We start from the raw sequence: 23,792 nt of genomic DNA, 5'->3' as shown, positions 1-23,792 counted from the left end.
GGCTTTGTTGCGTAATTCGATGGAACTAAATCAGGAAGTTACGATCTGATCGGCTACATCAGTTAATCATCGTAGCCTTATGCCGAAACCTCGTTACAAAACAACTAACTGGAAACAGTACAACAAAGCCCTAATCAACCGTGGTTCACTCACTTTCTGGATTGATGAGGAAGCCATACGCGAGTGGAAGCAAAGCAAACAGAGTAAGCGCGGCAGGCCTCGTCGATTCAGCGACCTAGCCATTACTACCGCACTGATGGTAAAACGCGTTTTCTCTATGCCATTGAGAGCGCTGCAAGGTTTTCTAGACTCAGTATTTAAGCTGGCTAACATACCGCTTGTTTGTCCGCATTACACCTGTATAAGCCGTCGAGCCCAGCAGGTTGAGGTTTCATTTAAAACTAAAACCAGAGGTGCGATACAGCATCTGGCCATTGATGCCACTGGTCTCAAGGTTTATGGCGAAGGTGAATGGAAGGTCAAGAAGCACGGTACTGACGGGAAGCGTAGAGTCTGGAGAAAGCTGCATTTAGCAGTCGACACCAGTACTCACGAGATAGTAGCAGCAGAACTGAGTTTATCTAATGTCACTGATTCAGAAGTCCTTCCTAATTTGCTCAAGCAAACACGTCGACAAATCATCGAGATATCTGGAGATGGTGCTTACGACACAAGGAACTGCCATGATGCCATACGGATTAAGCGAGCTATTCCGCTTATCCCACCAAGAGAAGGGGCAGCCTTCTGGGAACAAGGACATCCTCGCAATTTAGCAGTGGGTTGCCAAAAGCTCTACGGCTCCAACAAGAAGTGGAAAAAGCGGTATGGTTATCACAAACGTTCACTATCAGAAACAGCCATGTATCGAGTGAAGCAGTTGCTAGGTGGGAGGTTAAGCCTGCGAAACTACAATGCTCAGGTTGGCGAAACCTACGCCATGATTAAAGCGCTGAACAAGCTTACAGGGCTTGGTATGCCTGAAACTCAGTTTGTTGTTTAAGAATTGCACAATTTCGGGCGGTTTGTTTTTCTGTCCGAATTACGCAACAAAGCCGCTCTAAAGGGTCCCCTAAACGGGCAACCGAAATACCATCTGCTTTTACTGTTCCTGAACCAGATATAATTGGTGTAGGCGGAAACCCGTCATGCCCAGTACCTATATGTCCAACAAGAGCTGCTTTGCCCATTTTTGTCTCCTAGACATTTCATCCTGATACAACTATTAAGCAAATATCAAACCAAATATTCACTCACGCGGAAAGTAGATCATACGTAAATTTAGGCGAGAGACTTTAACTTATTTATTGCCCGGTAAGCAAGAAGTTACCCATTATGGGTAATATATTTCAGATCTTCACTCAACAAAAAGTTAAATAATAAACATATCAATTTCATAGTATTTAGAATTAATAATTAAGTTATTATTAACGTTAAATACCATTTATAAGCAGGTATTAGTGACACTTTTATAAAATAAAATTTGGTTATTTTTGAATTAACAATTGGTTTATTATTAATATTTTGGGAACGTTACTATTAAAACATATATTACTAATATATGTAATAGCGTATCAGTCTGTGATAGTATCGGCCGCTAAATTTTCATGAGGTTAATGGAATGGATTGTCGATTAGGGTGTGGGGCTTGCTGTGTTGCTCCAAGTATTTCATCTCCTATTCCAGGAATGCCAAACGGCAAACCTGCGGGTGTGCGCTGTATTCAACTCAATAATGAGAGTCTGTGTAAGCTGTTTGGAAAAGCAGAAAGACCTAAAGTATGCCATCAATTTAAAGCGTGTCCGGTCATATGCGGAACAACGACTCAGCAAGCTTTGGACAACATTACCGAACTTGAAAATATCACCTAATTTAAGCAGGTAAGTATTTGCCAGTCTCGTTTTTCGGGTAAAAAAAAACCGCAGTTACTGCGGTTTTTTTACTAGGACAATTTTTGCCTGCCGAGCAATGAGTGTGACAATGTTGTACCATCAACTAACTCTAGCTCTCCACCAACAGGGACACCGTGAGCAATTCGGCTTGCAGAGACCTGATGTTCGCGACAAAGTTCTGCGATGTAATGAGCAGTCGCTTCACCCTCAACGGTAGGATTGGTTGCCAGAATCACTTCAGTGACGTCACCACGACGAAGACGGTAATCAAGCACGTCTAGGCCAATATCACTAGGACCAATTCCATCTAATGGCGATAAGTGCCCCATCAACACAAAATAACGCCCAGAAAACTGACCAGTTGCCTCTACCGCAGCGATATCTGCCGGGCTCTCTACAACACACATTTGGCCATTTTCTTGTCGTTTTGGATTGGTACAGATATGACAAACTTCTTCTTCAGTAAAAGTTCGGCATTCACTACAGTGACCAATTTCGGTCATTGACTGACTGAGCGCATCCGCTAACTGCAATCCGCCTTTTCTATCTCGCTGTAACAAATGAAAGGCCATACGCTGCGCCGACTTGGGGCCAACCCCAGGTAGACAACGTAAGGCCTCCATCAATTGCTCCAGCATATGACTGGTGCGCATTAATCTTTACTCGATTAGAATGGCATTTTCATGCCTGGTGGTAGTTGCATACCGCCAGTTACACCTGCCATTTTTTCTTTTTGAGTTTCCTCAACACGACGCGCCGCATCGTTGAAAGCAGCAGCGATCAAATCTTCTAGCATTTCTTTGTCGTCTTCCATTAGACTCTCGTCAATTTCAACACGACGAACACTGTGACTACCAGTAATCGTTACTTTCACTAGGCCAGCACCAGACTCACCTGTTACTTCCATATTAGCGATTTCTTCTTGAAGCTTTTGCATGCGATCTTGCATTTGCTGGGCTTGCTTCATTAGATTGCCCATACCGCCTTTACCAAACATGTTTATCTCTCTGGTTATTTAGCTTATTTCGTTATTAGATTGGGTTGAAGCCAAATAGTTTCAACCCCTCAAATTAAATTGGCCTTACACTCTCAGAGTCTAGCTCTGCCGCAAATCGCTTCTCAATAAACTGCACATGCGGATCATTTTCTAAGCTGGTAAATGCCTGTTGCAATCGGCCTTGATAGAGTTTGTCTCTCAGCTCAAGCGGGGTTTCTCCGCTATCACCGACTTCAACGCTTAATTGACAATCTTCACCTAATACTCGGTTCAGTTCACCAAGCAATTCACTTTGAGCCTTATCGGTATTTAAGTGCGCCTGTGTTGATCGTAGTGTTAAAGCGATGGTAGAGCCACTTTTCTCATACCAAGAATTCAGCGCTAATTGCTCAGTCAGCTTGGCCGTGTTGAGCTGACTGATAAGTTTGGCCCATTCACTTTGGTTCAAACTCTCATCGACTAGCTTTTGCACCATTTCCGGTGTTTTTTCATGCTCTAACGCCTTTTTGAGTAGCGTTGGCGTTAGTTCTAATGTCTCTTTTTTTGCCTGTGGAAGAATTGGCTTCCACTGATAAGGTTCATTCTTAGCAGGTTCAGGTGCCACATTGGGGTTATGGCTTAATAATGGCGACACCTGCCCTGATCCAGCGTGTTTCTTCGCAACACGGTCAAGAACAGACTCTGATTTAGCAGATGTCGCATCAGCCTTTTTTGGCGAATTTCCCGAAGCTGGGCTAATACCTTTACGCTGAGAGCGCAATTGATGTCTCAAACCACTCACTGGTGACGATGAACGCGCATCAGATTGCGGACGATTCATCGGTTGAGACTGGGGCGCTTCCTGCACTGAACCATATTGCTCTAGTGGTGGCATATACTGAGGTTCATCGTAGTGCGGCGGAGGCTCTGGCATATAATCCACTGGTGGCGCGTCATAACCTTGCGTTGGCGGTACAGGGTCCTCAGGTGCCATATTCTGAGATGCCGGAGGCTGCGGCGCTTGACGCACAGGGGCAACCTGAGACGGCTGAGACTTCGGTATAGGATGTGAAGTTACGGGCACAGTGACTGGTGTACTCGCAGCCTGTGGTTCTGCATCCGTTGAAATCACGTTCGCCAGTGGTTTAGACGCAGGTCTAAATGCCATCATTCGCAGAATAACCATCTCTAGACCAATACGTTCAGACGGTGCCAAAGGAAGATCTTCTCGGCCTTTCAACGCAATCTGATAGTACAACTGAACATCTTGCGGGCTCAAAGCACGACTTAATAATTCAATTTTTTCAGCGTCAGGCTGCGCTTGGTCTAGTGTTGCAGGCAGAGCTTGGTACATCGCTAGGCGATGCAATTGAGTCGATAACTGTTGAAGTAACCCATCCCACTCAACGCCATTTTGAGCCATTGCAGAGATGCACTCCATAGCGGTCTGAGCTTGCTTCGAACTGATAGCCTCGAGTAGATGCAATGCTTGGTCAGTATCTAACGTGCCAAGCATATGCGTTACGCTATCCGTCAGAACTTGACCATTGCCAAGTGCAATAGCTTGATCCGTTAGACTCAATGCGTCACGCATACTGCCATCAGCCGCATGAGAAATCATACCCAAGGCGCGCGCTTCAGTGCTGACTTGCTCTTCTTTTAGAATATGATCGAGCTGTTCATGAATAGTATCAACACTGATTGGTTTCAAATGGAACTGAAGACAACGAGATAAAATCGTCACCGGCAGTTTTTGCGGATCGGTTGTCGCAAGTAGGAACTTCACATACTCAGGTGGCTCTTCAAGCGTCTTCAGCAACGCATTGAAACTATGACGCGAGAGCATGTGGACTTCATCGATAAGGTAAACCTTAAACCGACCACGTGCAGGCTTGTACTGAACGTTATCCAACAGTTCACGAGTATCTTCAACCTTGGTGCGAGAAGCCGCATCGATTTCTAATAAATCAACAAAACGACCTTCGTCTATCTCTTTACAAGTATCACACGTACCACATGGGTTAGCGGTGATTCCTGCTTCACAATTCAATCCTTTAGCAAACAAACGCCCGATAGACGTTTTACCGACCCCGCGTGTGCCACTAAACAGGTACGCGTGGTGAAGACGGTTATGGGCTAAAGCATTTTCAAGTGCTGTTAAAACGTGGGCTTGACCAACGACTTCATTAAACTTGGTCGGTCGCCACTTTCGCGCTAAGGCAAGATAACTCATGAAACTATACCCATTAATAATCTACCCGATTAGTGACCTTCAAACTCACAAATGCTGTATACGTCTAGGCCTAAACCTTCAAGACGCTTATCACCACCAATTTCAGGAAGGTTAATCACAAACGCAGCATGTTCTACAACACCACCAAGCTGACGAATTAGCTTAGTCGTCGCTTCGATTGTGCCACCTGTTGCTAATAGGTCATCAACCATTAGCACTTTGTCGCCTTCAGTAATCGCATCAGTATGAATTTCAAGTGTATCCATACCATATTCAAGCTCGTATGACTGAGCAACGGTTTCACGAGGTAACTTACCTGGTTTACGAACTGGCACAAAACCAAGACCTAGCTCAAGAGCCAGTGGAGCACCAAATAGGAAACCACGAGCTTCAGTACCTACAACTTTGGTAAAGCCCATATTTTTGTACTTATCAACAAGTAGCTGGATAGTAGCTTGGTAAGCCTTTGCGTCTTCCATTAGGCTCGTCACATCACGAAATAGAATGCCTGGTTTTGGGTAGTCTGGAATGGTTTTGATGCTTGATTTGATCTGCGCGATTGTTTCAGTTGTCATAATTCTGTACTTAGATTGGCTATATCATTGCTAGACACCAGTTCTGGGTCTAGATTCAGCATAGTTTTTAGCACAATCTATCCTATAGATATGCCCGAAACAGTCATCACGGATCGTTGTGCTTAAAACAGTGCCTAAAAAACAAACGCCCACCAAAAAAGTGGGCACACTTCCCAGCAATCTTAGTGATTTTCTTTGCTATCGGCAAGGTACTCAGTCACAGGTAAACGAATAAACCAGCTCAGTAATACCACTAACATTACCACTAGCATGATCTTTAACCAAAAATGTGGCACGACCCCAATTGATAGCGTAAAACTGAATACAATCCAGATAGCGCCACGCTTTTTCACTTTAGCTGTAACTGCGCGATTTTGATGCCAGTTATCTAAAATTGGCCCGAACGTTTTGTGATTATGTAACCAACGATGAAAACGAGGGCTGCTGCGCATAAAACAAGCGCTTGATAAGAGAATAAAAGGCGTAGTAGGAAGAAGAGGAAGGAAAATACCGATGATGCCCAGAATCAGGCTGAGCACGCCAACAACGTATAGAAAAACTCTGCGAATAATGATGGCATGCTCCGTAAGCCGCGATTAAAACCCTGTGTACCCGTTCAATACTCGAATCCAAGTCAGTGTTGCTGGAAGAGTTGGGATCAGTAATACAGCAATAAATCCTAGAAAGTAGAAGATATTATAAGGTTCTTTAAAATCGTTGTCTGCCATGAGCTTGCTTCTCTAAATAATGAAGGTGACGATATGCCCAATCAATCATTAACCAGATGTTAATGTGTTGGGCTTTTTTTGTTTATGGCGGACTATACCCTATTCGGCCAATCACAAACACCGAGCAAAAAAAGGGTTATTAAAAAGTTATCATTTTGAGTTAGGCGCTGGCCCCACGGTAGATATCTAAACTTAAGCTACTTGAACCAAGGCAGCTTAACGTTAATTGACACGCTGACTGAATCTTTAAATCAGTAGTGATAAAGTTTTTAAGGCAATTCTCGCCTAGCATTTCGCCCGCCGTAATGTGCTGTGACAAATAACCATTGGCCCACTGGGCGTCTAAACCTGCCGGAAGTATCGACAGCGTCCCTTCAGAAAGCTCGGCAATGCCAAGTAATGCTCTCACTGGCGTACTGCAATCGGAACACTTGATCCCTTTCTCTAGCAAAGTAGCGAGATCTTTTAAATCAGCATTGAAGCACTTAAGGTTACGTAAGTAGTCATGGAAGAGTGCTCGTACGAGTAAAGTTGTCGCTGCGCCGTGCTGCCCTTCGCTATTCGAGTCCACAATGTAGAACGCAAATTGACCGTTCATTAGCCAAGCATAATCCACTACAAGTGGCATGACATCAGTTGACTGTAATAGACGATAGCCGCACTTCCAATCTCCTTGAGAGGTGTCTTTCTCTGGGAGTAAGGCATGCAATAAATCTTTCGCTGCACTTGGGTTGTCATCTAAATATTCAAGGTGCCAATGCAGTTCTTGCTCTTCTGGAACATCACCGCTATCGACTCGGAACCATTGGCTTGAGAAATCACGTTGGTCACTTAAATGGTTATCTGAATCATCAAGGGTATTTTCAATCGCACAGGCAAGGTGTTCATGATTGCCGATCGGTTTAGGCAGAAAGTCTTTAATACCAAAACGCAACGCCTTAGCTACGTCGGAAATGTCTTCGGTAGCCGAGACGACAATCAGGGGCATTGACGGGTATTCCAAGCTCACTTCTTCAACGAATTCAATGCCGTCTAATATCGGCATGGAGAGATCACAGAGAACAAGGTCCGGCTCATGATGACGGAGCTTCTGTAAGCCATCGAGACCATCTTCAGCTTCAACGACTTTATAGCCTTGAGATTCCAAAAAACCTGAAGTAATACGACGAAATATAGGGTCATCGTCCACCAGCATAATCAGTTTTTCAGCCGCAGCGACAGGCATAGCCGCGTTGGTTCCAACTTCTATTGTCTTATGCATAATACCTACGCCTCACATAACTAAGAGTACAACTGTCTTTTTATTGTTATTCTTGTCGATTGTTTCACACACTCTTTAAAAAGTAGTCTTGAACTGTGATTTATACAAATCTTCCACTTTGAGGCCTTGTTGCATACTATATGTATGGAATATCAACTTTTTATAAACTTGTTGATGTGACTCAAGCTCTAACATTTGATATACATATAAATTAACCGAATCCGTAAAAGTGTGTCTGACATAATGAAACTAGATGATCTAAACCTATTTAGGCTTGTTGTTGAAAATGGGAGCTATACAGCAACTTCCCGTAAAACGATGATCCCTGTTGCGACAATTACGCGACGCATTCAGGCATTAGAGGAGTCATTAAACCTCCGTCTTCTAAATCGCCATGCCCGTAAACTTTCTCTTACAGAGGCAGGTGAACGCTTTTTTAACGAATGTTCCCCGCTATTAAACCGTCTTACTTCTGCGGCTGAAGAGATCACTGACGAGTGCCGTGGAGCGGCGGGAAAAATCCGCATCATTGCCCCGTCGAATCTAACCAAGCGTATGATGATGCCAATGTTCAGTGGCTTCATGATCAAGTATCCCGATATCAATATAGAGCTCACCACAAGCAACCAAGCAGATCAGTTGGATCCCACTGAGTGGGACGTAATCTTCCGCGTCGGTCCTCAACGTGACTCTAGCCTTATTGCGCGTAAAATCAGTGCCGTAGCTGACATTCTTGTTGCTAGCCCAGAATATCTAAAGAAATGTCCTGCTCCTCAGCATGCTGAAGAATTGCATCAGCATTCGCTGCTAAAAGGGGCACCGCTACTGAAATGGCAGTTGTCTAATCACAGCGGCGAAATTGTGATCAATAATGACAAAGGCCGTTTCCAAGCTGACACACTAAATGTGGTGAGAAGTGCCTGTTCTGATGGTCTCGGAATTACCTTGATGCCAGATGTCATGATCAAAGAGTATATTGATGACGGTAGCTTAGTTCGAGTATTAGAGAATTGGAGCGCTAACCCACGCGACATTTACATGCTGTATAACCACAAAGATCACTTGCCTGAAAAAGTTAGATTATTCATCGACTTTGTCATCGCCTACAACATTCACTAAAAAAAGAGCTCGGTTACTGACCGAGCCTTTTTTCATACGCTATAAATACTCAACAAATTTGGTTAAGTCACGCTCTGGAACTTTCATTGGCGTGCAGCTTGGCGTACCCAGGTATAAGAAACCGACAATCTCATCCTCTCCCTCTAAACCAAATGCTTGGTGTACTTCAGGATGGAACATCCATTTTCCTGAACGCCAAAATCCTTGAAAACCTTGAGCAACCGCAGCCATCTGCATCGCCTGTACTGCGCACCCTGCAGATAAGTGCTGCTCAATGGCTGGTACTTTTTCGTGTTCGGTCACTTTTGCGATTACCGTGATCACCATCGGCGCTCTAAAAGGTGCGTTCTTAACCTTATCTACGACCGATTGCTCGCTTTGTTCCGCTTCAGCCGCTTTCACTAAGATACCCGATAATTTACTTAACCCTTCGCCTTGGGCGATAACAAAGCGCCACGGAGTAAGACCTGCATGATCTGGAGCGCGCAGGCCTGCGCGGATAATATTTTCTAGAGTTTTACCTTCTGGAGCGGGCTCTGACAACTTTGCGATTGAGCGACGATTGAGCAACAAATCTAGAGCATCCATTTGACTTCCTTTTTAATTTTCTGTTTTTCTTCTTGATAATAACTCTCACAAACTAAAAAGGCGAACCTCTTGGTTCGCCTTTGCGTGTCACTATCGCTATGGATAGAATTTCGCGTCAATCCCTGCTCTAGTCAGTAAACCATCGCATGGGGCAAATCGATCGCCGTACTTTTTCGCATGCTCGTTCATGATCTCTACCAGCTGCTTGATAGCAATTTGCTCCATATAGCGGAAAGGACCACCTAAGAATGGAGGGAAGCCAATACCGAATATCGCGCCGATATCACCGTCTCTAGGACTGCGAATGATACCTTCGTCTAGACAGCGTACAGCCTCATTCAGCATTGGCAGCACACAGCGCATCGCGATATCTTTCTCAGCCAATTTTGACTCTGGGTTTAGGCCAAGAAGCTTGTAAACGGATTTATCAACTTCTTTCTTCTTACCTTTGTAAGTGTAGAAACCTTTACCACTCTTACGCCCTTTTCGGCCATCATTAAGCAGCTTGTCGAACACATCCGGCCCTTGGAAACGACCACCTAATTCTGCAACCAAGATCGGCATGATCTTCGCGCCAATATCAACGCCCACTTCATCGAGTAGAGTGATTGGACCAACAGGGAAACCAAAATTAAGCAGAGCTTTATCTAATTGCTCAATTGGCTCACCAGACAACAGTACTTGCGCAGCTTCATTCATGTACGGCGCAAGAATGCGGTTTACATAAAAGCCTGCACAATCTTTAACAACAATCGGCGTTTTGCCTTGCTTACGAGCAAACTCAACCACAGTAGAAATTGTTTCATCTGATGTCGTTTCATGAGGAATAACCTCAACCAACGGCATTTTTTCTACTGGGCTAAAGTAGTGTAGACCGACAACATTTTCAGGGCGCAGCGCTTTCTCTGCGATCTGATGGATTGGAAGTGATGAAGTGTTAGTTGCAAAAATGGTGCTATCTTTAGCGTTCTCTTCGACATCAGCAACCATCTTCTGTTTAAGGTCTAAATCTTCAAATACCGCTTCAATGACAATGTCAGTATGGTTAAAGCGTGTGAAATCGACCCCACCCGATAACTGCAGCATCTTACTTTGCAGCTGAGGTTTTGAGATAATACGGCGTTTTTGCTGCTTTTCGAACAACTTATAGTTGTATTTCAGCGCGTTCAATACACCATCATTCGATACATCTTTAATGCGTGTAGGAACTTTAGCTTTCGCCACGCTCACATGACTAATGCCTGCGCCCATCAAACCACCACCTAACACAGCGGCATTGGCAATCGCTTTTGGCTCGGCATCACTACCGTGCTCTTTCTTCATCTCTGTCGTTGCAAAGAAAATTGAGCGAAGCGCTTTCGATTCTGATGTCATCACCAGTTCGCCAAATCGCTCAGCTTCTTTCTGTTGGCCTTGCTTAAAACCTTTTTCAAGACCAAATCGAATTACTTCAAGAATCGCATCTGCAGCGGGGTAATTACCACGTGTCTTTTCATTGGTCTTTTTCGCTGCTTGTTCGAAAATGACTTTACGGCCTAAACCCGTGTTCGAGATAAGCTTCTCTTTGGTTGAGGCTTTGCGTTTACTCTTTTTCTTACCCGTATTCTTCTCGACAAAGCTCTTTGCGACTTCGAGCAAAATGGTTTCAGGAACCACTGCGTCAGCAACACCCAATTTTTTCGCTTTCTTAGCGCGAAGCTGCTTACCTGTAAGGATAAGGTCAAGCGATGGCAGTAGACCAATCAAACGTGGTAAACGCTGCGTACCACCAGAGCCCGGCAGTAAACCAAGCTGCACTTCAGGCAGACCCAAGCGCGTTTTATCTGAATCTGTACATACACGGTAATCACACGCAAGCGCTAGCTCTAAACCACCACCAAGACACGGACCATGAATAGCCGCAACCACTGGGTAAGGCAGATCAGACAGTTGCTGAAACATCTGCTGACCTTTTTCAGCCAAGGCTTGTGCTTCTTTGGCACTAGTACATGCATCTAGCATGCGAACATCAGCACCTGCGATAAAGTTATCAGGCTTAAGAGAATGAACAATCAAACCTTTAATTGTTGACTGTTTAGCTGCCAATTGAGTGAAGATCGCCTCCATTTCTACAGCAAACGCTGCCTGTAACGTGTTCATCTTCTCGCCAGGCACATCAATAGATAGCCAAGCGATATCTTGTTCATCAATAGATAAGTTAAATGCAGTTTGCTCGCTCATTACTCTACCTCCAGTACCATTGCCGCACCTAAACCACCTGCTGCACACGCTGTATTAAGTGCAAGACCACCACCTCGGCGTTGTAGCTCTCTTAATGTTTGCGTGATCATACGCGCGCCAGTGGCTGCGAATGGGTGACCATAAGCAATAGAACCACCGAGAACATTAAACTTATCCATATCGATCTCACCAATAGCCCTTGCTCGACCCAGTTTTTCTTGGGCAAACTTATCACTACCAAACGCTTTCACATTAGAAAGAGCTTGAGCCGCAAACGCTTCATGCATATCAATCAAAGTTAAATCCGCTAGCGTGATACCTGCGCGATCTAGCGCCATCGGAGTAGCATAAGATGGCCCCATCAACATATCGCTTTCGACACCAATAGCAGAGAATGCGTATGAGCGTATGTAACCCATGATATCGAGCCCGAGTTCTTTTGCTTTACCTTCACGCATCAACATGATTGCAGCCGCACCATCAGTTAATGGGGTACTGTTTGCCGCAGTCACACTGCCGTATTGTCGGTCGAATGCTGGGCGTAGTTTTGCATAGCCTTCAATTGTAGAATCTTCGCGAATATTATTATCTTTTGAAATCCACTTCTTATACGGTTCAGGAAAAGCGGTCATCACCTCTCCCTCAATTTTACCGTCGTTCCAAGCTTGCGCAGCTAGAGTATGTGAACGGTGAGCCAATTCATCTTGCGCTTGGCGATTAATCCCGTGCGATTTTGCCATCTGCTCTGCGGTTTGGCCCATTGATAGGCCCGTTGAATACTCAGCTACAGCAGGCGGCACTGGCATCAAGTCTTTAAGTGACAGTGTCTTAAGAATTTTTAGTTTTTGGCTTAGTGTTTTGGTTTTACTCAGCGCAAGTAGGTTTGCGGCGAGTTTTTTTGAAACACCAATAGGCAGTACAGAAGAAGAATCCGCACCACCCGCAATACCGATATCAATGGTTCCCGACATAATACTTTCAGCAACGTTCACCGCTGACTGAAAACTGGTCGCACAAGCGCGCGTCACACTATACGCATCCGTATGGATGTTCATGCCTGTACCTAACACAATCTCACGTGCGATATTTGGCGCTTCTGGCATTTGTACTACCTGACCAAATACCACTTGTTCAATCAATTTGGGATCGATTTCGGTACGAGCAAGCATATCGCTCACTACCATTTTGCCTAAATCCACGGCTGGTACTTGGCTAAATTCGGTACTTTGACGTGCAAAAGGCGTGCGTAAACCTGCGACAATTGCCACACGTTCTCCTGAGCGAGTTTTCACTTCCTGCTTGCCCATTGTTGCTCCTTAATTAATAGAGGTCTGACCAGAATCATTGTAACGAGAATGTTAATTCAATCAAACGCTCGTTTGAATAAACGTGACTTACACCAGATTCCTTCAACGAAAGGATCAGTAACCCTATGATACTGCTAGGAGTTCATATCACGTCAACTTGGTGTAACTTTTACTGTTAGTAATGTTTGATGGAATAACAGGCAAAAAAAAACCACACATAACTGTGTGGTTGGAATGTATAAAGCAATTAACGTAACGCCAATTGAAATAATCAGTTTCCTGATTAGGAGAAAGTAAAGTCAGCCTTCAAAAGGAAGTGTCATCTTGCTCAACTTGTCAGTGTAAATACCGACTAGATGACAGGTGTTACTATAACCGCTAGAGTGAGATAAATTTTGAAATAGATCAATTTTAGGTGGATTTGTTGCTTGCTTAGCGGCTTATAATCACACCAGCTATATAGATTCGCGACCGACTCATACTTTTCCCGATAAAAAATGAGTCTATACGCATATCAATAACAACAATCAGAATGACCGATACTCAATAACTTAACTATCGGATAACGCCAGAACAATAAGAAATCACAGAGCAACGAGGGAGGCTCATGTGTCAATTATTCAATTTTTCGGAAAGAAAAAGTCCAAAGACCCGGTCAACTCGGATATGGACAGACAAAGAAAATATGAAGCGCTTGTAAGGGCCTATCATCGAGACTTGTACCGTTACGCATATTGGTTGTGTAAGGATCCAACTATTTCTGAGGATTTAGTTCAGGAGACATGCCTACGAGCATGGAAGTCGCTTGATAGCCTCCAAGACGAAAAAGCAGCGAAGTCATGGCTTATCACCATATTAAGACGTGAGAATGCGCGCCGCTTTGAACGCAAACAGTTTGATCTGGTGGATATCGACGATCATGGCAATGATGCTAAAGTATCGGACGATCCGCACCATCAAACCGAATGGGTTCAAACGCAAATAATGAAGCTCGAAGTAGAGTATCGCGAGCCGTTGTTTTTACAAGTCGTGGGGGGCTTCAGTGGTGAAGAGATCGGAGAGATCCTTGATTTAAATAAGAACACCGTGATGACACGGTTATTTAGAGCAAGGAACCAACTCAAAGAGATGTTAGATTCAGATAGTTCACAGAGAGGGCAGCAAAATGGATGAATTAGAGTTTCGTCGACGCATAATGTCCGACCCTAAACAGCGCGACAGCGAAATCACTGCAGAGATTAAAAGCAGTGACAAGAACAGTCAGTTTGCCGAAGAGATTTTAGATCTCGACAAGCAAATCGCTCAAGCGATGGCTGTCGATGTACCTGATGATCTCGCGGACCGCATTTTGTTTAACCAGACCTCCTCTGTTGAAAACAACGTCATCAAACCAACCTTCGCTCGCCGAGCCATGGCAATGGCGGCATCAGTGGCATTTGTCGCAGGGTTACTTATCGGACAGCTAAATTGGGGTAACCTTGTTGTTTCGTCAGCTCAAGCTAGCCTAGCAAGCACTGCCATCAAGCATGTGGTAGATGAGAAACCTTTTGTTGAAAAGCTTGATGAGCAAGTTAAGTCTTCGCAAATCAACGCTAAGATGGTGCCGTTTGAACATGAGTTTTCTCAAGGGTTTCCTTACCATGTTTACTACCTAAATCATTGTGGTTTTGGTCAATCAAACGCCATGCACATGGTTTTCCAAGGAGAAAAAGGCAAAGTCACCTTGTTCTTTACTGGCATTCCAAGTGAGAAAGCTATCGACTTTAACGAAGACGGTATGACAGGTATTGTTAAACCAATGGACGGCACTAGCCTAATCCTTGTGGGTGAAGAAGGAGAAAATGTAGCGAAAATCGCTAAAAATCTGGCAAATATCATCAAACCTTTAGATTAACAAAATCGCAACATAGTGTGACGCAGCTCATGGCTTAGATATCTCGTCTAAGCCATTTTTTTAGTTCAAAAGTAGAGTGTTAACTCTAAAAAGATGCTTTTTCCAGCACAATCCTGCCAGATACACGTCATTTCCATAATTTTATCACCCAAATTGGCAATGGTCGGATTTCTATATCTTATACTTGAGTCTAGTATCAGCCACCACTGAGCTTTTGCTCAAATAATATCGCCCAGAAGAGGCGAAGAGAAAAGGAAAAAGCAAAAATGAACAACACGCGTCTGTTTAAAAAATCACTATTAGCAGTGACTATCGCAACCGCAACTATCGCTTCGCAGCCAGCTCTCTCTGCCGGCTTCCAGCTTAACGCACAATCAGCAACGGGCCTTGGCCGAGCATTCGCTGGTGACGCCGTTATCGCCGATAACGCATCGGTTATGTCTCGTAACCCAGCTGCTATGGCTCTTTTCGACAAGATGGAGCTTTCTCTCGGTTTTGAAAGCATTACTTCTAAAATTGAAGTGAAAGATGCTACCTACAGCAAGACTTTTTTAGATGCAAACGGTACCCCTGTTGCAGCTCCAACTACCCAATCAGCAAATGTTGACGATGCAGGGGACACGTCAGTTGCACCAAATATCCACTTAATCGTACCTGTAAACGACAAGTTTGCTTGGGGTGTTAACGCCTACTCAAACTTTGGTACTAAAACTGAGTTTGATGATAACTACGTTGCATCAGAATTCGGTGGTTTAACTGACGTTAAAAGCTTTAACCTAGGTCTTGCGGGTTCATACCGCGTTAATGAGCAGTTAAGCTTTGGTGCTGGTCTTGATCTTATCTACGGTCAAGGCACATTCAAACGAGCAGTACCAAGCACAAACAGTGCAGCTTACCTTCTAAATGTCGATAAGGCTGATGGCTGGGCAGTTGGCTTTAACCTAGGTTCTGTTTACGAACTGGATGAAAATAACCGTTTCGGTCTCTCTTACCGCTACAGCCCAGAGTTCACCGCAGATGACGATGCGGGACAAAAAGTAACCCTGCCACTACCAGATATGGCCGAGTTCTCAGGTTTCCATAAGATTGAAGATACTAACTTTGCCGTTCACTACTCTGTTCAGTGGATTGGCTGGAGCTCAATGGATCACATTGACTTCGAAAACCTAAATGCATCACAATCACAATTAGGTGCAGTAAGTTCGACATACCAGAAAGATTACAAGTGGCAAGATGGCTGGCGTTACGCAATCGGTGGTACATACTATCTAAATAACGACTGGACACTTCGTACAGGTTACATGTATGACACAAGTGCTCAAGACAGCCTAACATCTATCTCTGTACCTGATTCAGATCGTCAATGGTTCTCTGCTGGCTTTACTTACCACATTGATACAGCATCAAACATCGACTTTGGTTTCACTTACCTATTGGGTGACGATACTGACGTAAATGAGTCATTAACTTTGCCTACAGGTCAACCGAGCCCTGCCCCAGCGTACCAACATACTGCTGTAAGTGGTACAACTCATGCAGATGCAATCCTAGTCGGTCTTCAGTACAGCCGCAGCTTCTAAGCTAAGCTTACACTTTGGTTCCAAGGGTCAGTTGTTACTGGCCCTTTTTATTGCCCTTAAGTCTCTCATTCCACTCCACTTCCACCATACGTCGCTTCCCGTTTAAGCGTACAGCTGTATACATAAAACGTTTCTATGCACTACAAGTGTTCGCTCAAACCGAGAAACACATCGTTAACAAGCCGCATTTATCACTAAAATATAGGTAATATTGAAAATTTAGCTCTAAAGACACCGAATACACTGTTTTTTATTTTTAAAGTAATGGCTCTAAACTTATTATCCCCCGACTGATAACTCTCAATCTCAGCGAACATTACAATGAAAACAAATAAGACTCTCCTTTCACTAGCAGTAGCATGTGGACTAGTGACTACGTCAGCAACAGTAAACGCAGCGGGTTTCCAATTGGCAGAATACTCTGCAACAGGCCTAGGCCGTGCATACGCTGGTGAAGCAGCCATGGCTGACAACGCAGGTGCACAATGGCGCAACCCAGCCATGCTGACTTACCTAGACGGTACTCAAATTTCTATTGGTGCGATCTACGTAAATCCAAACGTTGATATTAATGGTCAAGTTGAACATCAAGCACTCAATTCAAGTACCGCAGCATCTGCAAAAGACTTTGCAAATGACGCTGTGATTCCAAACCTATACGTTTCACATCGCTACTCTGAAGCGTTTGCTATTGGTTTGGCATTTGGTACTAACTACGGTATGGAAACAGATCTAGGTTCTGATTTCGCTGCTGCTCATTTTGGTAATGAAGCAAGCATCATCACTAAAGAAGCGAATTTAAATTTAGCTTACCAATTGAATCAAGCTGTAAGCTTTGGTGGCGGTGTGCGTTACGTTATTGGTGAAGGTAGCTTTGGTGCAACAGCTCCAGCGGTTAACGTAATCGGTGTAGGTCAAAAAGGCCCAATCTCACTTCCTCAAGGAACAACTCTAAAATATATGGAAGGTGATGATACCTCTTGGGGTTGGCAAGTCGGTTCTGCGTGGCAAATCAATGACAACAACCGCGTGGGCTTTGCTTACAAATCTGAAGTAATGATGGACTTCGAAGGTCATGCAGAAGGTCTAACTTACGGCAACCACAAGCCAGGTAAATTGCCAGTCGCTCTTCCCGCAACAGCAGAGCTTGCAAGCTTCCACCAACTGAACGACAAAGTATCAATTCATGCAAGTATTAACTGGACAGACTGGAGCTCATTCAAAGAACTGCATACAGACTTCAATGACGGTACCTCTGACCTTATTAAAACTGAAAACTGGGAAGATAACTACCGTTTCGCTATCGGTACGACGTATCAGCTAGATTCCAAGTTAACTCTTCGCTCTGGTATCGCTTACGACACGTCTGCTGTATCAGACAAAAACCGTACGGCTACTATTCCTGAAACAGACCGCACTTGGTTAAGCTATGGTGCTACCTATCAAGCAACGCCTGCACTAACATTTGATGCAGGTTTTACTTATATCTTTGCGAAAAAAGCCAACATCCAAGAGCCGCGTGACGAATCTGACAAAACGGCTGCCGCAATTGGTGGTGCATTTAATGGTGAAGTATCTGGCAACGTTTGGCTAATCGGTCTACAAGCGAACTACACGTTCTAAGACCTATTTAGCAGTGCTAAAAACACAAAAGGCTTGGTTCACACCAAGCCTTTTATCTGTCGCAATAAGCGCTTAAAAGTCTTCTAGATATTCATCTAGATACGCTTCTTCTTCTGCGTTGTAATCTTTAGTTTCAATCTCTGCCTTAAAGTTTTGATGCTGAATATAAACATCACGAACTAACGCATAAGGGTCTGGTGAGCTATCGAGCCGCGATTCTTGTTTCGCTAACTCTGCACGCTTTTCTAGTCCTTCAAACGCCCATTTACCTAAACCTGCCCAGAAATTAAGAAAAGAGAGCGGAACATACATACCATCAATGATGTCTGCGGTTTCTCTTACTGTCCAAGGACCATAAGCCGGAATCATCACATACGGTCCATTCCCCACCCCATAATGACCTATCGCGTCGCTAAACGCCTTTTCATTGTGATCTGCGATGCCTGCTTCAGAAGCCACATCGATCAAACCACCTAAGCCGAGAGTGGTGTTAATCCAAAAACGATTAAAGTGGTCAAGCGCTTTACCGCCGTTACCCATCACTAAGTTGTTTATCATGCTCGATGGTTCATCGAGGTTACCGAGAAAATTGGCAATACCACTACGAATCGGCACAGGGACATAGTCCACATACGCCGAAGAAACAGGGTTAACTAAATATGGGTCTAAATAATCGTAGTTAATTGTCCACATCGAGCGGTTAAAACTCTCAAAAGGGTCATAGACTTGCGGCTCCCCTACCAATGGCTCTTCACTGGGCGCTGACGCACACCCAGTCACTAGAAGAGCAGAGCACAGCAACATCCCTAACTGCGGCTTTATCTTTGTCATTATTATAATTTCCATAAAAAAGGCCAGTGTTTCCACCAGCCTTCGTCGATATATAAACAGTCACTATTAATACTGATTATTAATCGTAATTTCAACTGGTTCGCCCATTTTAACGGCTTCGCTCTCACCAAACCAGTCCCCATCTTTAGTCGCAACGTTACCATCGCTATCAATGCGAACACGAACCATCAATGACTCAAGTGAAGAAAGCTTGCGATCTTGTAGCATACTATTGCCATCATCCAGCACAACCGTTCTTGGGAACGTGCCTAGTGGGTAGCGTGCTGCCGCAACTGGCATTGGTGAGCCATCAGCAGTATGTACCGATACAATCAGTGAAGCACTTGGGTCTGCACTCACTTGATCGCCAACATTAATGGTTACCGATACAGATTGACCAGTACCCACTTGTTGTCCCATCTGCTTCTGAGCGTTTTCAATGCTGCGAGACAGCATTTCATAACGAGAATCTTTAGGGCCAATCATCTGCTGCATAATGCTCCAATAACGAACCGCTGCTGGGTAATCTTTACGTTCGTAAGCATCAAATGCGAGCAGTGAAAAGACGCGCAGATCAACGTAGTCGTTTTGAACGAGCTTACCTAGTAGGCGACGGGCTTTATCTTGCTCAACATCGTCTTGCGACAGCATTAACGCTTGAGCATAACCTAACATAATATCTGGGTTATCTGACTCGATGTCGTAGGCTTTTTTCATCGCACCAATTGCAGTATCGATAGTGCGGTTAGCAAGAGCGATACGGCCTAGCAGCAACCAGCCTGTTGAATCATCAGGTTGGTAATGTAGACGTGTACGAAGTGCCAATGACAGGTCGCTCATTTCGTCTTCACTCAATTCCGCACCTTCTGGAGACATCAGTTTTTTCGACAGCGCAGGCAGGTTATTACTTACTTCTTGCCACTGTTGAACGTCATCCGATGCGCCAAATTTGAAGTAAAGGCCGTAAGAAAGACCAATAACCAGCAAGGCCGATGGAATGATTATAGCAAGCGCTGAGGTATTACTCTCATCCTGCTTGTTCTCATCCGTAGGAATATCGTCAAGCAGCGATTGCTTTAGGTCGTCGATCAAGTCTTGCTGGTTTTCAACTAGACCTTCATCGGCTTCCTCTTCAAGCTCAGATAGACGATCTTTATAGAACGCCTTGTTGAGTTCGTCGCGCAGTTGCTCATCGTTGTTCGATTTCTTCTTAATAAACGGTAATGCAATGAGCAAAATACTAATTGCGATAAGAATGACTGAGGCTATCCAAAATAGTGTCATTACTGCTTGTCTCCATCATTCTTTTCTTCATCAAGAAGGGCTTTAAGGCGCGCCTCTTTGTCAGAATCCCACTCTCGATCATCTTTATCTGTCGTTGCCTTTGGTTTACGACTGCGAACAATGATCAAACCGAAACCAAGTAATACCACCGCGATTGGACCAAGCCAAAGAATTGAAGTTGCGATAGTAAACGGTGGGTTATATGTCACGAAGTTACCGTAGCGAGCAATCATGTAGTCGACGATTTCTTGCTCAGACTTACCTTCTTTCGTCATTTCATACACTTTATGACGCAAGTCGACCGCTAGCTCAGCGTTCGAGTCAGCAATGGAGTTATTCTGACATTTCGGACAGCGAAGTGTATGGCTCAGATCCTTAAACTGACTTTCTTGCTCCACATTATCAAATTGATAAACCTCAATCTTGGCATATGAGGCTATCGAGAAAGTCAAACAAGCAGCAAGCACTAGACCCCATTTCATCATTGCTTAGCCTCCGCAATGAGTTGTTGATAAATAGGTTTGAGTTTTTCATTCCAATTGTTCGGATTAACATCACCTACGTGGCGATAGCGAATTACGCCATTGGCATCAATCAAAAACGTTTCTGGTGCACCATATACACCGAGATCTAGGCCAAGCATACCACTGCCATCAAACAAGCTGATTAGATACGGATTACCTAAATCGTTCAGCCAATCCACCGCTTTCTCGCGATTGTCTTTGTAGTTCATACCTATGATCTTAACGCCTTGTGAAGCCAGTTCATTTAAGTATTGGTGCTCAGCATAACAAGTCGGACACCAAGTAGCCCAAACATTGAGTAGCAATGGTTCGCCTTTAAAGATCGCTTGATCATAAAGCTTGCCTGGCTCTGCTAGGTCTTCTAAATGGAACTCAGGAACTTCTTTACCAACCAGAACAGATTCAAGCTTAGTTGGATCATCACCATGTTGGTTTCTCACTAGCTGGGTGGCAAATACTGCCACCAAGCCTAAAAATGCCACTAAGGGAATAAATAATAATTTCTTATTCATTATGCCTCCTGCTTCTTGGCGCTCTTTCTAAAGCGGTAACGTTTATCACTAATCGCGATTGCACCACCTAGAGCCATTAATAGCGAACCAGCCCATATCCAACGTACAAATGGTTTGTAGTAAATACGTACAGCCCATGACTTATTGTCATCTAGACGCTCACCCATTGCGATGTATAGATCACGAGTAATACCGCGATCTATCGCTGCTTCTGTCATCATAGAACGAGCTGTGGTGTAGAAACGTTTTTCAGCATGTAGCGTGTTTACGTATTTACCATCATTCGTGATCTTAAAGTCAGCAATGTAACCATCGTAATTCGGACCATCTTTATCACGCAGGCCTTCAAAGTAGAAATCATAGCCTTGAATCTGGAAGTGCTCACCTGGCGCCAAACGAACGTCGCGTTCAATGCTGTAGTTTTGCACCATAGCAATACCGATAACGCTGACCGCTAAGCCAATATGACCGAGCATCATCGCCCAGTGGCTACGTTGCAATTTTTTTACACCTTCCATAAATGGATGACGGTGAGTTGCGCGTTGGTATAGCTCAAAGCCATGCATGAAGATAATCCACAGTGCCATTACCCAGCCGATGTAAGCCATGGTTAAGAAAAAATCTGACAACAGTGTAGTGAACACAAATGCAAGAACTAGCGATGCAACACCAGAAATCAGCATTGGTTTTTTCAAGCTTGATAGATCATCGCGCTTCCAACGAATCAGAGGACCGATACCCAACAGGAATGAGAACGGAATCATCAACCAAGCAAACAACATATCGAAGAATGGAGCACCAATCGAGACTGATCCTAGGCCAATTTGTTTGTGTACTAGCGGTAGCAATGTACCAACAAGAACCACAACCAGTGCAGCAATCAGTAGAACGTTGTTAGATAATAGCGCGTTTTCACGAGAGACCAGATCGAAGTTACCGCGAACACGTACTGAGGCACCTTTTACAGCGAACAGAAGCAGTGAACCACCGATAACAAATACGAGGAAGCCTAAGATGAACATACCGCGCGACGGATCCGATGCGAACGCATGCACCGAAACCAAGATGCCTGAACGTACTAGGAAGGTACCAAGTAGACTCAATGAGAATGCAGAGATTGCCAGTAATACCGTCCACGCTTTAAACGTACCTCGCTTTTCTGTTACGGCGAGTGAGTGCATTAGCGCCGTACCGGCAAGCCAAGGCATGAATGATGCGTTTTCTACTGGATCCCAGAACCACCAACCACCCCAGCCAAGTTCGTAGTAAGCCCACCATGAACCTAGAGCGATACCTAGCGTTAGGAATAGCCATGCCGCAGTAGTCCAAGGACGAGACCATCGAGCCCATGCGGTATCAAGGCGACCTGTCATCAATGACGCGATAGCAAAAGAGAAAGCAACAGAGAAACCAACGTAACCCATGTAAAGCATAGGTGGGTGGATGATTAAGCCTGGATCTTGCAGCAGTGGGTTAAGGTCACGACCGTCAACCGGGAAGTAAGGCAGCGTACGCAAGAATGGGTTAGACGTTAAAATGATAAACAGTAGGAAGCCCACCGTGATCATACCCATGACTGCGAGTACACGTGCAACAGATTCTTGCGGCATACCACGACTAAACATCGCTACGGCAACCGTCCACGCTGCTTGGATTAATACCCAAAGCAATAGCGAACCTTCGTGCGCACCCCAAACCGCTGTTAAACGATAGTACCAAGGTAACTGACTGTTCGAGTTACTTGCGACATAGTTGAGGGTGAAATCGTTGGTATAAAATGCCCAAAGCAGAATACAAAACGACAGTAGTAGTAGAAGGAACATCCCCCAAGACAAAGGTCTGGCGCTGTTCATTAAGAGAGTATTGTTTTTCGATGCACCAACCAGTGGCAAGATACTGAGCAGTACCGCAAGCGCCAGTGAGATGATCAGTGCAAAGTGACCGATTTCAGCAATCATTGATCGCTTCCTTGTTTTTGTTGTTCAGTGTATTGAAGCGGTTCGTGCGTTTTCTTCATCGCTTCAGCAACTTCTGGTGGCATGTACTCTTCGTCGTGCTTCGCAAGCACTTCGAATGCCTCAACCGTTGTTTCATCTAACAGTACGCCTTGAGCAACAATACCCTGGCCTTCACGGAAGAGATCCGGAAGAATACCATCATAAACGATCGTTACTTTAGGTCCGACATCATGAAGGTCAAATGAAACACGTAGAGACTCAACGTCACGTTTAACAGAACCTTCAACGACCATACCCCCAATACGCAGGCGCTGACCTACGTGGGGTTTCGTACCATCCGGTTTGCCATTAACCAATTCCGTTGGTGTATAGAACAAATCCATATTCTGATTTAGGGCGTACAGCATCAAGCCGATGGTTGCGCTGATCCCGATAAAGATCGCAAGAACAATGCCGAGCCTCTTTTTACGTCTTGGGTTCATAATGTGTTCTCCAAATTTTTCGCTGCATCAATACGTGCTTGTCTATCCACTTTCGCCTGCACTTCATTAAGAAGTGTGCGACTACGTCGAACGCTAGTGATAAGCAAAACAAGCATCACGCCAAAAGTAATACCAAAAGCCGCCCATACGTAACCTGCATAGCCACCCATTGCAAAGAAATCACTCAAAGATTCAAAATGCATCGTTAA

At 44.5% G+C, this 23,792-nt stretch carries 24 protein-coding genes and 1 pseudogene; 7 read left to right on the top strand and 18 right to left on the bottom strand.

Annotated elements, in window-relative coordinates; translation table 11 throughout:
- Positions 1-79 precede the first annotated feature (79 nt).
- The gene (locus ACU01J_RS13150; protein ID WP_481085133.1) at positions 80-1,000 is read left to right on the top strand and encodes an IS5 family transposase; all 921 of its coding nucleotides are present in this window, start codon (positions 80-82) and stop codon (positions 998-1,000) included.
- 58 nt (positions 1,001-1,058) lie between these two features.
- Here ACU01J_RS13150 and ACU01J_RS13145 read toward each other — a convergent pair.
- Positions 1,059-1,187: pseudogene (locus ACU01J_RS13145) on the bottom strand (type VI secretion system PAAR protein); the annotation flags it as partial.
- A 431-nt stretch (positions 1,188-1,618) separates the two neighbouring features.
- On the opposite strand from ACU01J_RS13145, the gene ACU01J_RS13140 reads away from it, so the two are divergent.
- Positions 1,619-1,867, top strand: a complete 249-nt coding sequence (locus ACU01J_RS13140) for a YkgJ family cysteine cluster protein (protein ID WP_481086102.1) — start codon at positions 1,619-1,621, stop codon at positions 1,865-1,867.
- Between the two features lie 71 nt (positions 1,868-1,938).
- Here ACU01J_RS13140 and recR read toward each other — a convergent pair whose 3' ends face one another.
- The 7 genes from recR to ACU01J_RS13105 all read right to left on the bottom strand — a co-directional run bounded on the left by recR (position 1,939) and on the right by ACU01J_RS13105 (position 7,661).
- Positions 1,939-2,541: a recombination mediator RecR gene (recR, locus tag ACU01J_RS13135; RefSeq protein WP_053438436.1), complete on the bottom strand. Its 603-nt coding sequence runs from the start codon at positions 2,539-2,541 to the stop codon at positions 1,939-1,941.
- Between the two features lie 14 nt (positions 2,542-2,555).
- Positions 2,556-2,885 carry a YbaB/EbfC family nucleoid-associated protein gene (locus tag ACU01J_RS13130; protein ID WP_004413339.1) on the bottom strand — a complete coding sequence of 110 codons (330 nt, stop codon included), beginning with the start codon at positions 2,883-2,885 and terminating at the stop codon, positions 2,556-2,558.
- Positions 2,886-2,958: 73 nt separating this feature from the next.
- Positions 2,959-5,097 carry a DNA polymerase III subunit gamma/tau gene (gene dnaX / locus ACU01J_RS13125; protein WP_481086101.1) on the bottom strand — a complete coding sequence of 713 codons (2,139 nt, stop codon included), beginning with the start codon at positions 5,095-5,097 and terminating at the stop codon, positions 2,959-2,961.
- A gap of 29 nt (positions 5,098-5,126) precedes the next feature.
- Complete coding sequence (gene apt / locus ACU01J_RS13120) at positions 5,127-5,672, bottom strand: adenine phosphoribosyltransferase (protein WP_481086100.1); 546 nt, start codon at positions 5,670-5,672, stop codon at positions 5,127-5,129.
- A 182-nt stretch (positions 5,673-5,854) separates the two neighbouring features.
- Positions 5,855-6,241 carry a YbaN family protein gene (locus ACU01J_RS13115; protein WP_481086107.1) on the bottom strand — a complete coding sequence of 129 codons (387 nt, stop codon included), beginning with the start codon at positions 6,239-6,241 and terminating at the stop codon, positions 5,855-5,857.
- A 27-nt stretch (positions 6,242-6,268) separates the two neighbouring features.
- Positions 6,269-6,400, bottom strand: a complete 132-nt coding sequence (locus ACU01J_RS13110; protein ID WP_481086099.1) for a hypothetical protein — start codon at positions 6,398-6,400, stop codon at positions 6,269-6,271.
- Positions 6,401-6,560: 160 nt separating this feature from the next.
- On the bottom strand, positions 6,561-7,661 hold the full coding sequence (locus ACU01J_RS13105) for a response regulator (protein ID WP_481086098.1): 1,101 nt from the start codon (positions 7,659-7,661) through the stop codon (positions 6,561-6,563).
- A gap of 243 nt (positions 7,662-7,904) precedes the next feature.
- Between ACU01J_RS13105 and ACU01J_RS13100 the strand changes: the two genes are divergently transcribed.
- Positions 7,905-8,780: a LysR family transcriptional regulator gene (locus ACU01J_RS13100; RefSeq protein WP_481086097.1), complete on the top strand. Its 876-nt coding sequence runs from the start codon at positions 7,905-7,907 to the stop codon at positions 8,778-8,780.
- Between the two features lie 39 nt (positions 8,781-8,819).
- Here the strand turns inward: ACU01J_RS13100 and ACU01J_RS13095 are convergent, their stop codons facing one another.
- The 3 genes from ACU01J_RS13095 to fadI form a co-directional block, all read right to left on the bottom strand.
- On the bottom strand, positions 8,820-9,368 hold the full coding sequence (locus tag ACU01J_RS13095) for an NAD(P)H nitroreductase (protein ID WP_481086096.1): 549 nt from the start codon (positions 9,366-9,368) through the stop codon (positions 8,820-8,822).
- A gap of 96 nt (positions 9,369-9,464) precedes the next feature.
- A complete protein-coding gene (gene fadJ, locus ACU01J_RS13090) occupies positions 9,465-11,588 on the bottom strand; it encodes a fatty acid oxidation complex subunit alpha FadJ (RefSeq protein ID WP_481086095.1) in 2,124 nt (707 codons plus the stop codon).
- Positions 11,588-12,895 carry an acetyl-CoA C-acyltransferase FadI gene (gene fadI, locus ACU01J_RS13085; protein ID WP_481086094.1) on the bottom strand — a complete coding sequence of 436 codons (1,308 nt, stop codon included), beginning with the start codon at positions 12,893-12,895 and terminating at the stop codon, positions 11,588-11,590. Before fadI ends, fadJ begins: the two co-directional genes overlap by 1 nt.
- Positions 12,896-13,561: 666 nt before the next feature.
- Here fadI and ACU01J_RS13080 point away from each other — a divergent pair.
- The 4 genes from ACU01J_RS13080 to ACU01J_RS13065 all read left to right on the top strand — a co-directional run bounded on the left by ACU01J_RS13080 (position 13,562) and on the right by ACU01J_RS13065 (position 17,992).
- Positions 13,562-14,068, top strand: a complete 507-nt coding sequence (locus tag ACU01J_RS13080) for a sigma-70 family RNA polymerase sigma factor (RefSeq protein WP_481086106.1) — start codon at positions 13,562-13,564, stop codon at positions 14,066-14,068.
- Positions 14,061-14,789, top strand: a complete 729-nt coding sequence (locus ACU01J_RS13075) for a DUF3379 domain-containing protein (protein WP_481086093.1) — start codon at positions 14,061-14,063, stop codon at positions 14,787-14,789. Before ACU01J_RS13080 ends, ACU01J_RS13075 begins: the two co-directional genes overlap by 8 nt.
- 266 nt (positions 14,790-15,055) lie before the next feature.
- Complete coding sequence (locus ACU01J_RS13070) at positions 15,056-16,369, top strand: outer membrane protein transport protein (RefSeq protein ID WP_481086092.1); 1,314 nt, start codon at positions 15,056-15,058, stop codon at positions 16,367-16,369.
- A 321-nt stretch (positions 16,370-16,690) separates the two neighbouring features.
- Positions 16,691-17,992 carry an outer membrane protein transport protein gene (locus tag ACU01J_RS13065; protein ID WP_481086091.1) on the top strand — a complete coding sequence of 434 codons (1,302 nt, stop codon included), beginning with the start codon at positions 16,691-16,693 and terminating at the stop codon, positions 17,990-17,992.
- A 72-nt stretch (positions 17,993-18,064) separates the two neighbouring features.
- Here the strand turns inward: ACU01J_RS13065 and ACU01J_RS13060 are convergent, their stop codons facing one another.
- From ACU01J_RS13060 to ccmD, 7 genes are all read right to left on the bottom strand, one after another.
- Positions 18,065-18,823, bottom strand: coding sequence for an MlaA family lipoprotein (locus tag ACU01J_RS13060; protein ID WP_481086090.1), 759 nt, complete (start codon positions 18,821-18,823; stop codon positions 18,065-18,067).
- 66 nt (positions 18,824-18,889) lie between these two features.
- Positions 18,890-20,107 (bottom strand): c-type cytochrome biogenesis protein CcmI, encoded by a 1,218-nt coding sequence (gene ccmI, locus ACU01J_RS13055; RefSeq protein WP_481086089.1) that lies wholly within the window; start codon positions 20,105-20,107, stop codon positions 18,890-18,892.
- Positions 20,107-20,592: a cytochrome c-type biogenesis protein gene (locus ACU01J_RS13050; protein ID WP_481086088.1), complete on the bottom strand. Its 486-nt coding sequence runs from the start codon at positions 20,590-20,592 to the stop codon at positions 20,107-20,109. The genes ccmI and ACU01J_RS13050 overlap by 1 nt, the downstream gene beginning before the upstream one ends.
- A complete protein-coding gene (locus ACU01J_RS13045; RefSeq protein ID WP_481086087.1) occupies positions 20,589-21,143 on the bottom strand; it encodes a DsbE family thiol:disulfide interchange protein in 555 nt (184 codons plus the stop codon). The genes ACU01J_RS13050 and ACU01J_RS13045 overlap by 4 nt, the downstream gene beginning before the upstream one ends.
- On the bottom strand, positions 21,143-23,101 hold the full coding sequence (locus ACU01J_RS13040; protein WP_481086086.1) for a heme lyase CcmF/NrfE family subunit: 1,959 nt from the start codon (positions 23,099-23,101) through the stop codon (positions 21,143-21,145). Before ACU01J_RS13040 ends, ACU01J_RS13045 begins: the two co-directional genes overlap by 1 nt.
- Complete coding sequence (gene ccmE / locus ACU01J_RS13035; protein ID WP_004413320.1) at positions 23,098-23,583, bottom strand: cytochrome c maturation protein CcmE; 486 nt, start codon at positions 23,581-23,583, stop codon at positions 23,098-23,100. Before ccmE ends, ACU01J_RS13040 begins: the two co-directional genes overlap by 4 nt.
- Entirely contained in the window at positions 23,580-23,786 is a 207-nt protein-coding gene (gene ccmD / locus ACU01J_RS13030; protein ID WP_481086085.1) for a heme exporter protein CcmD, read from the bottom strand. Before ccmD ends, ccmE begins: the two co-directional genes overlap by 4 nt.
- Between the last annotated feature and the right edge of the window lie 6 nt (positions 23,787-23,792).

The organism is Vibrio sp. 2433-A1, from assembly GCF_056726085.1.
This window is presented reverse-complemented; position numbering and strand designations above follow the sequence as displayed.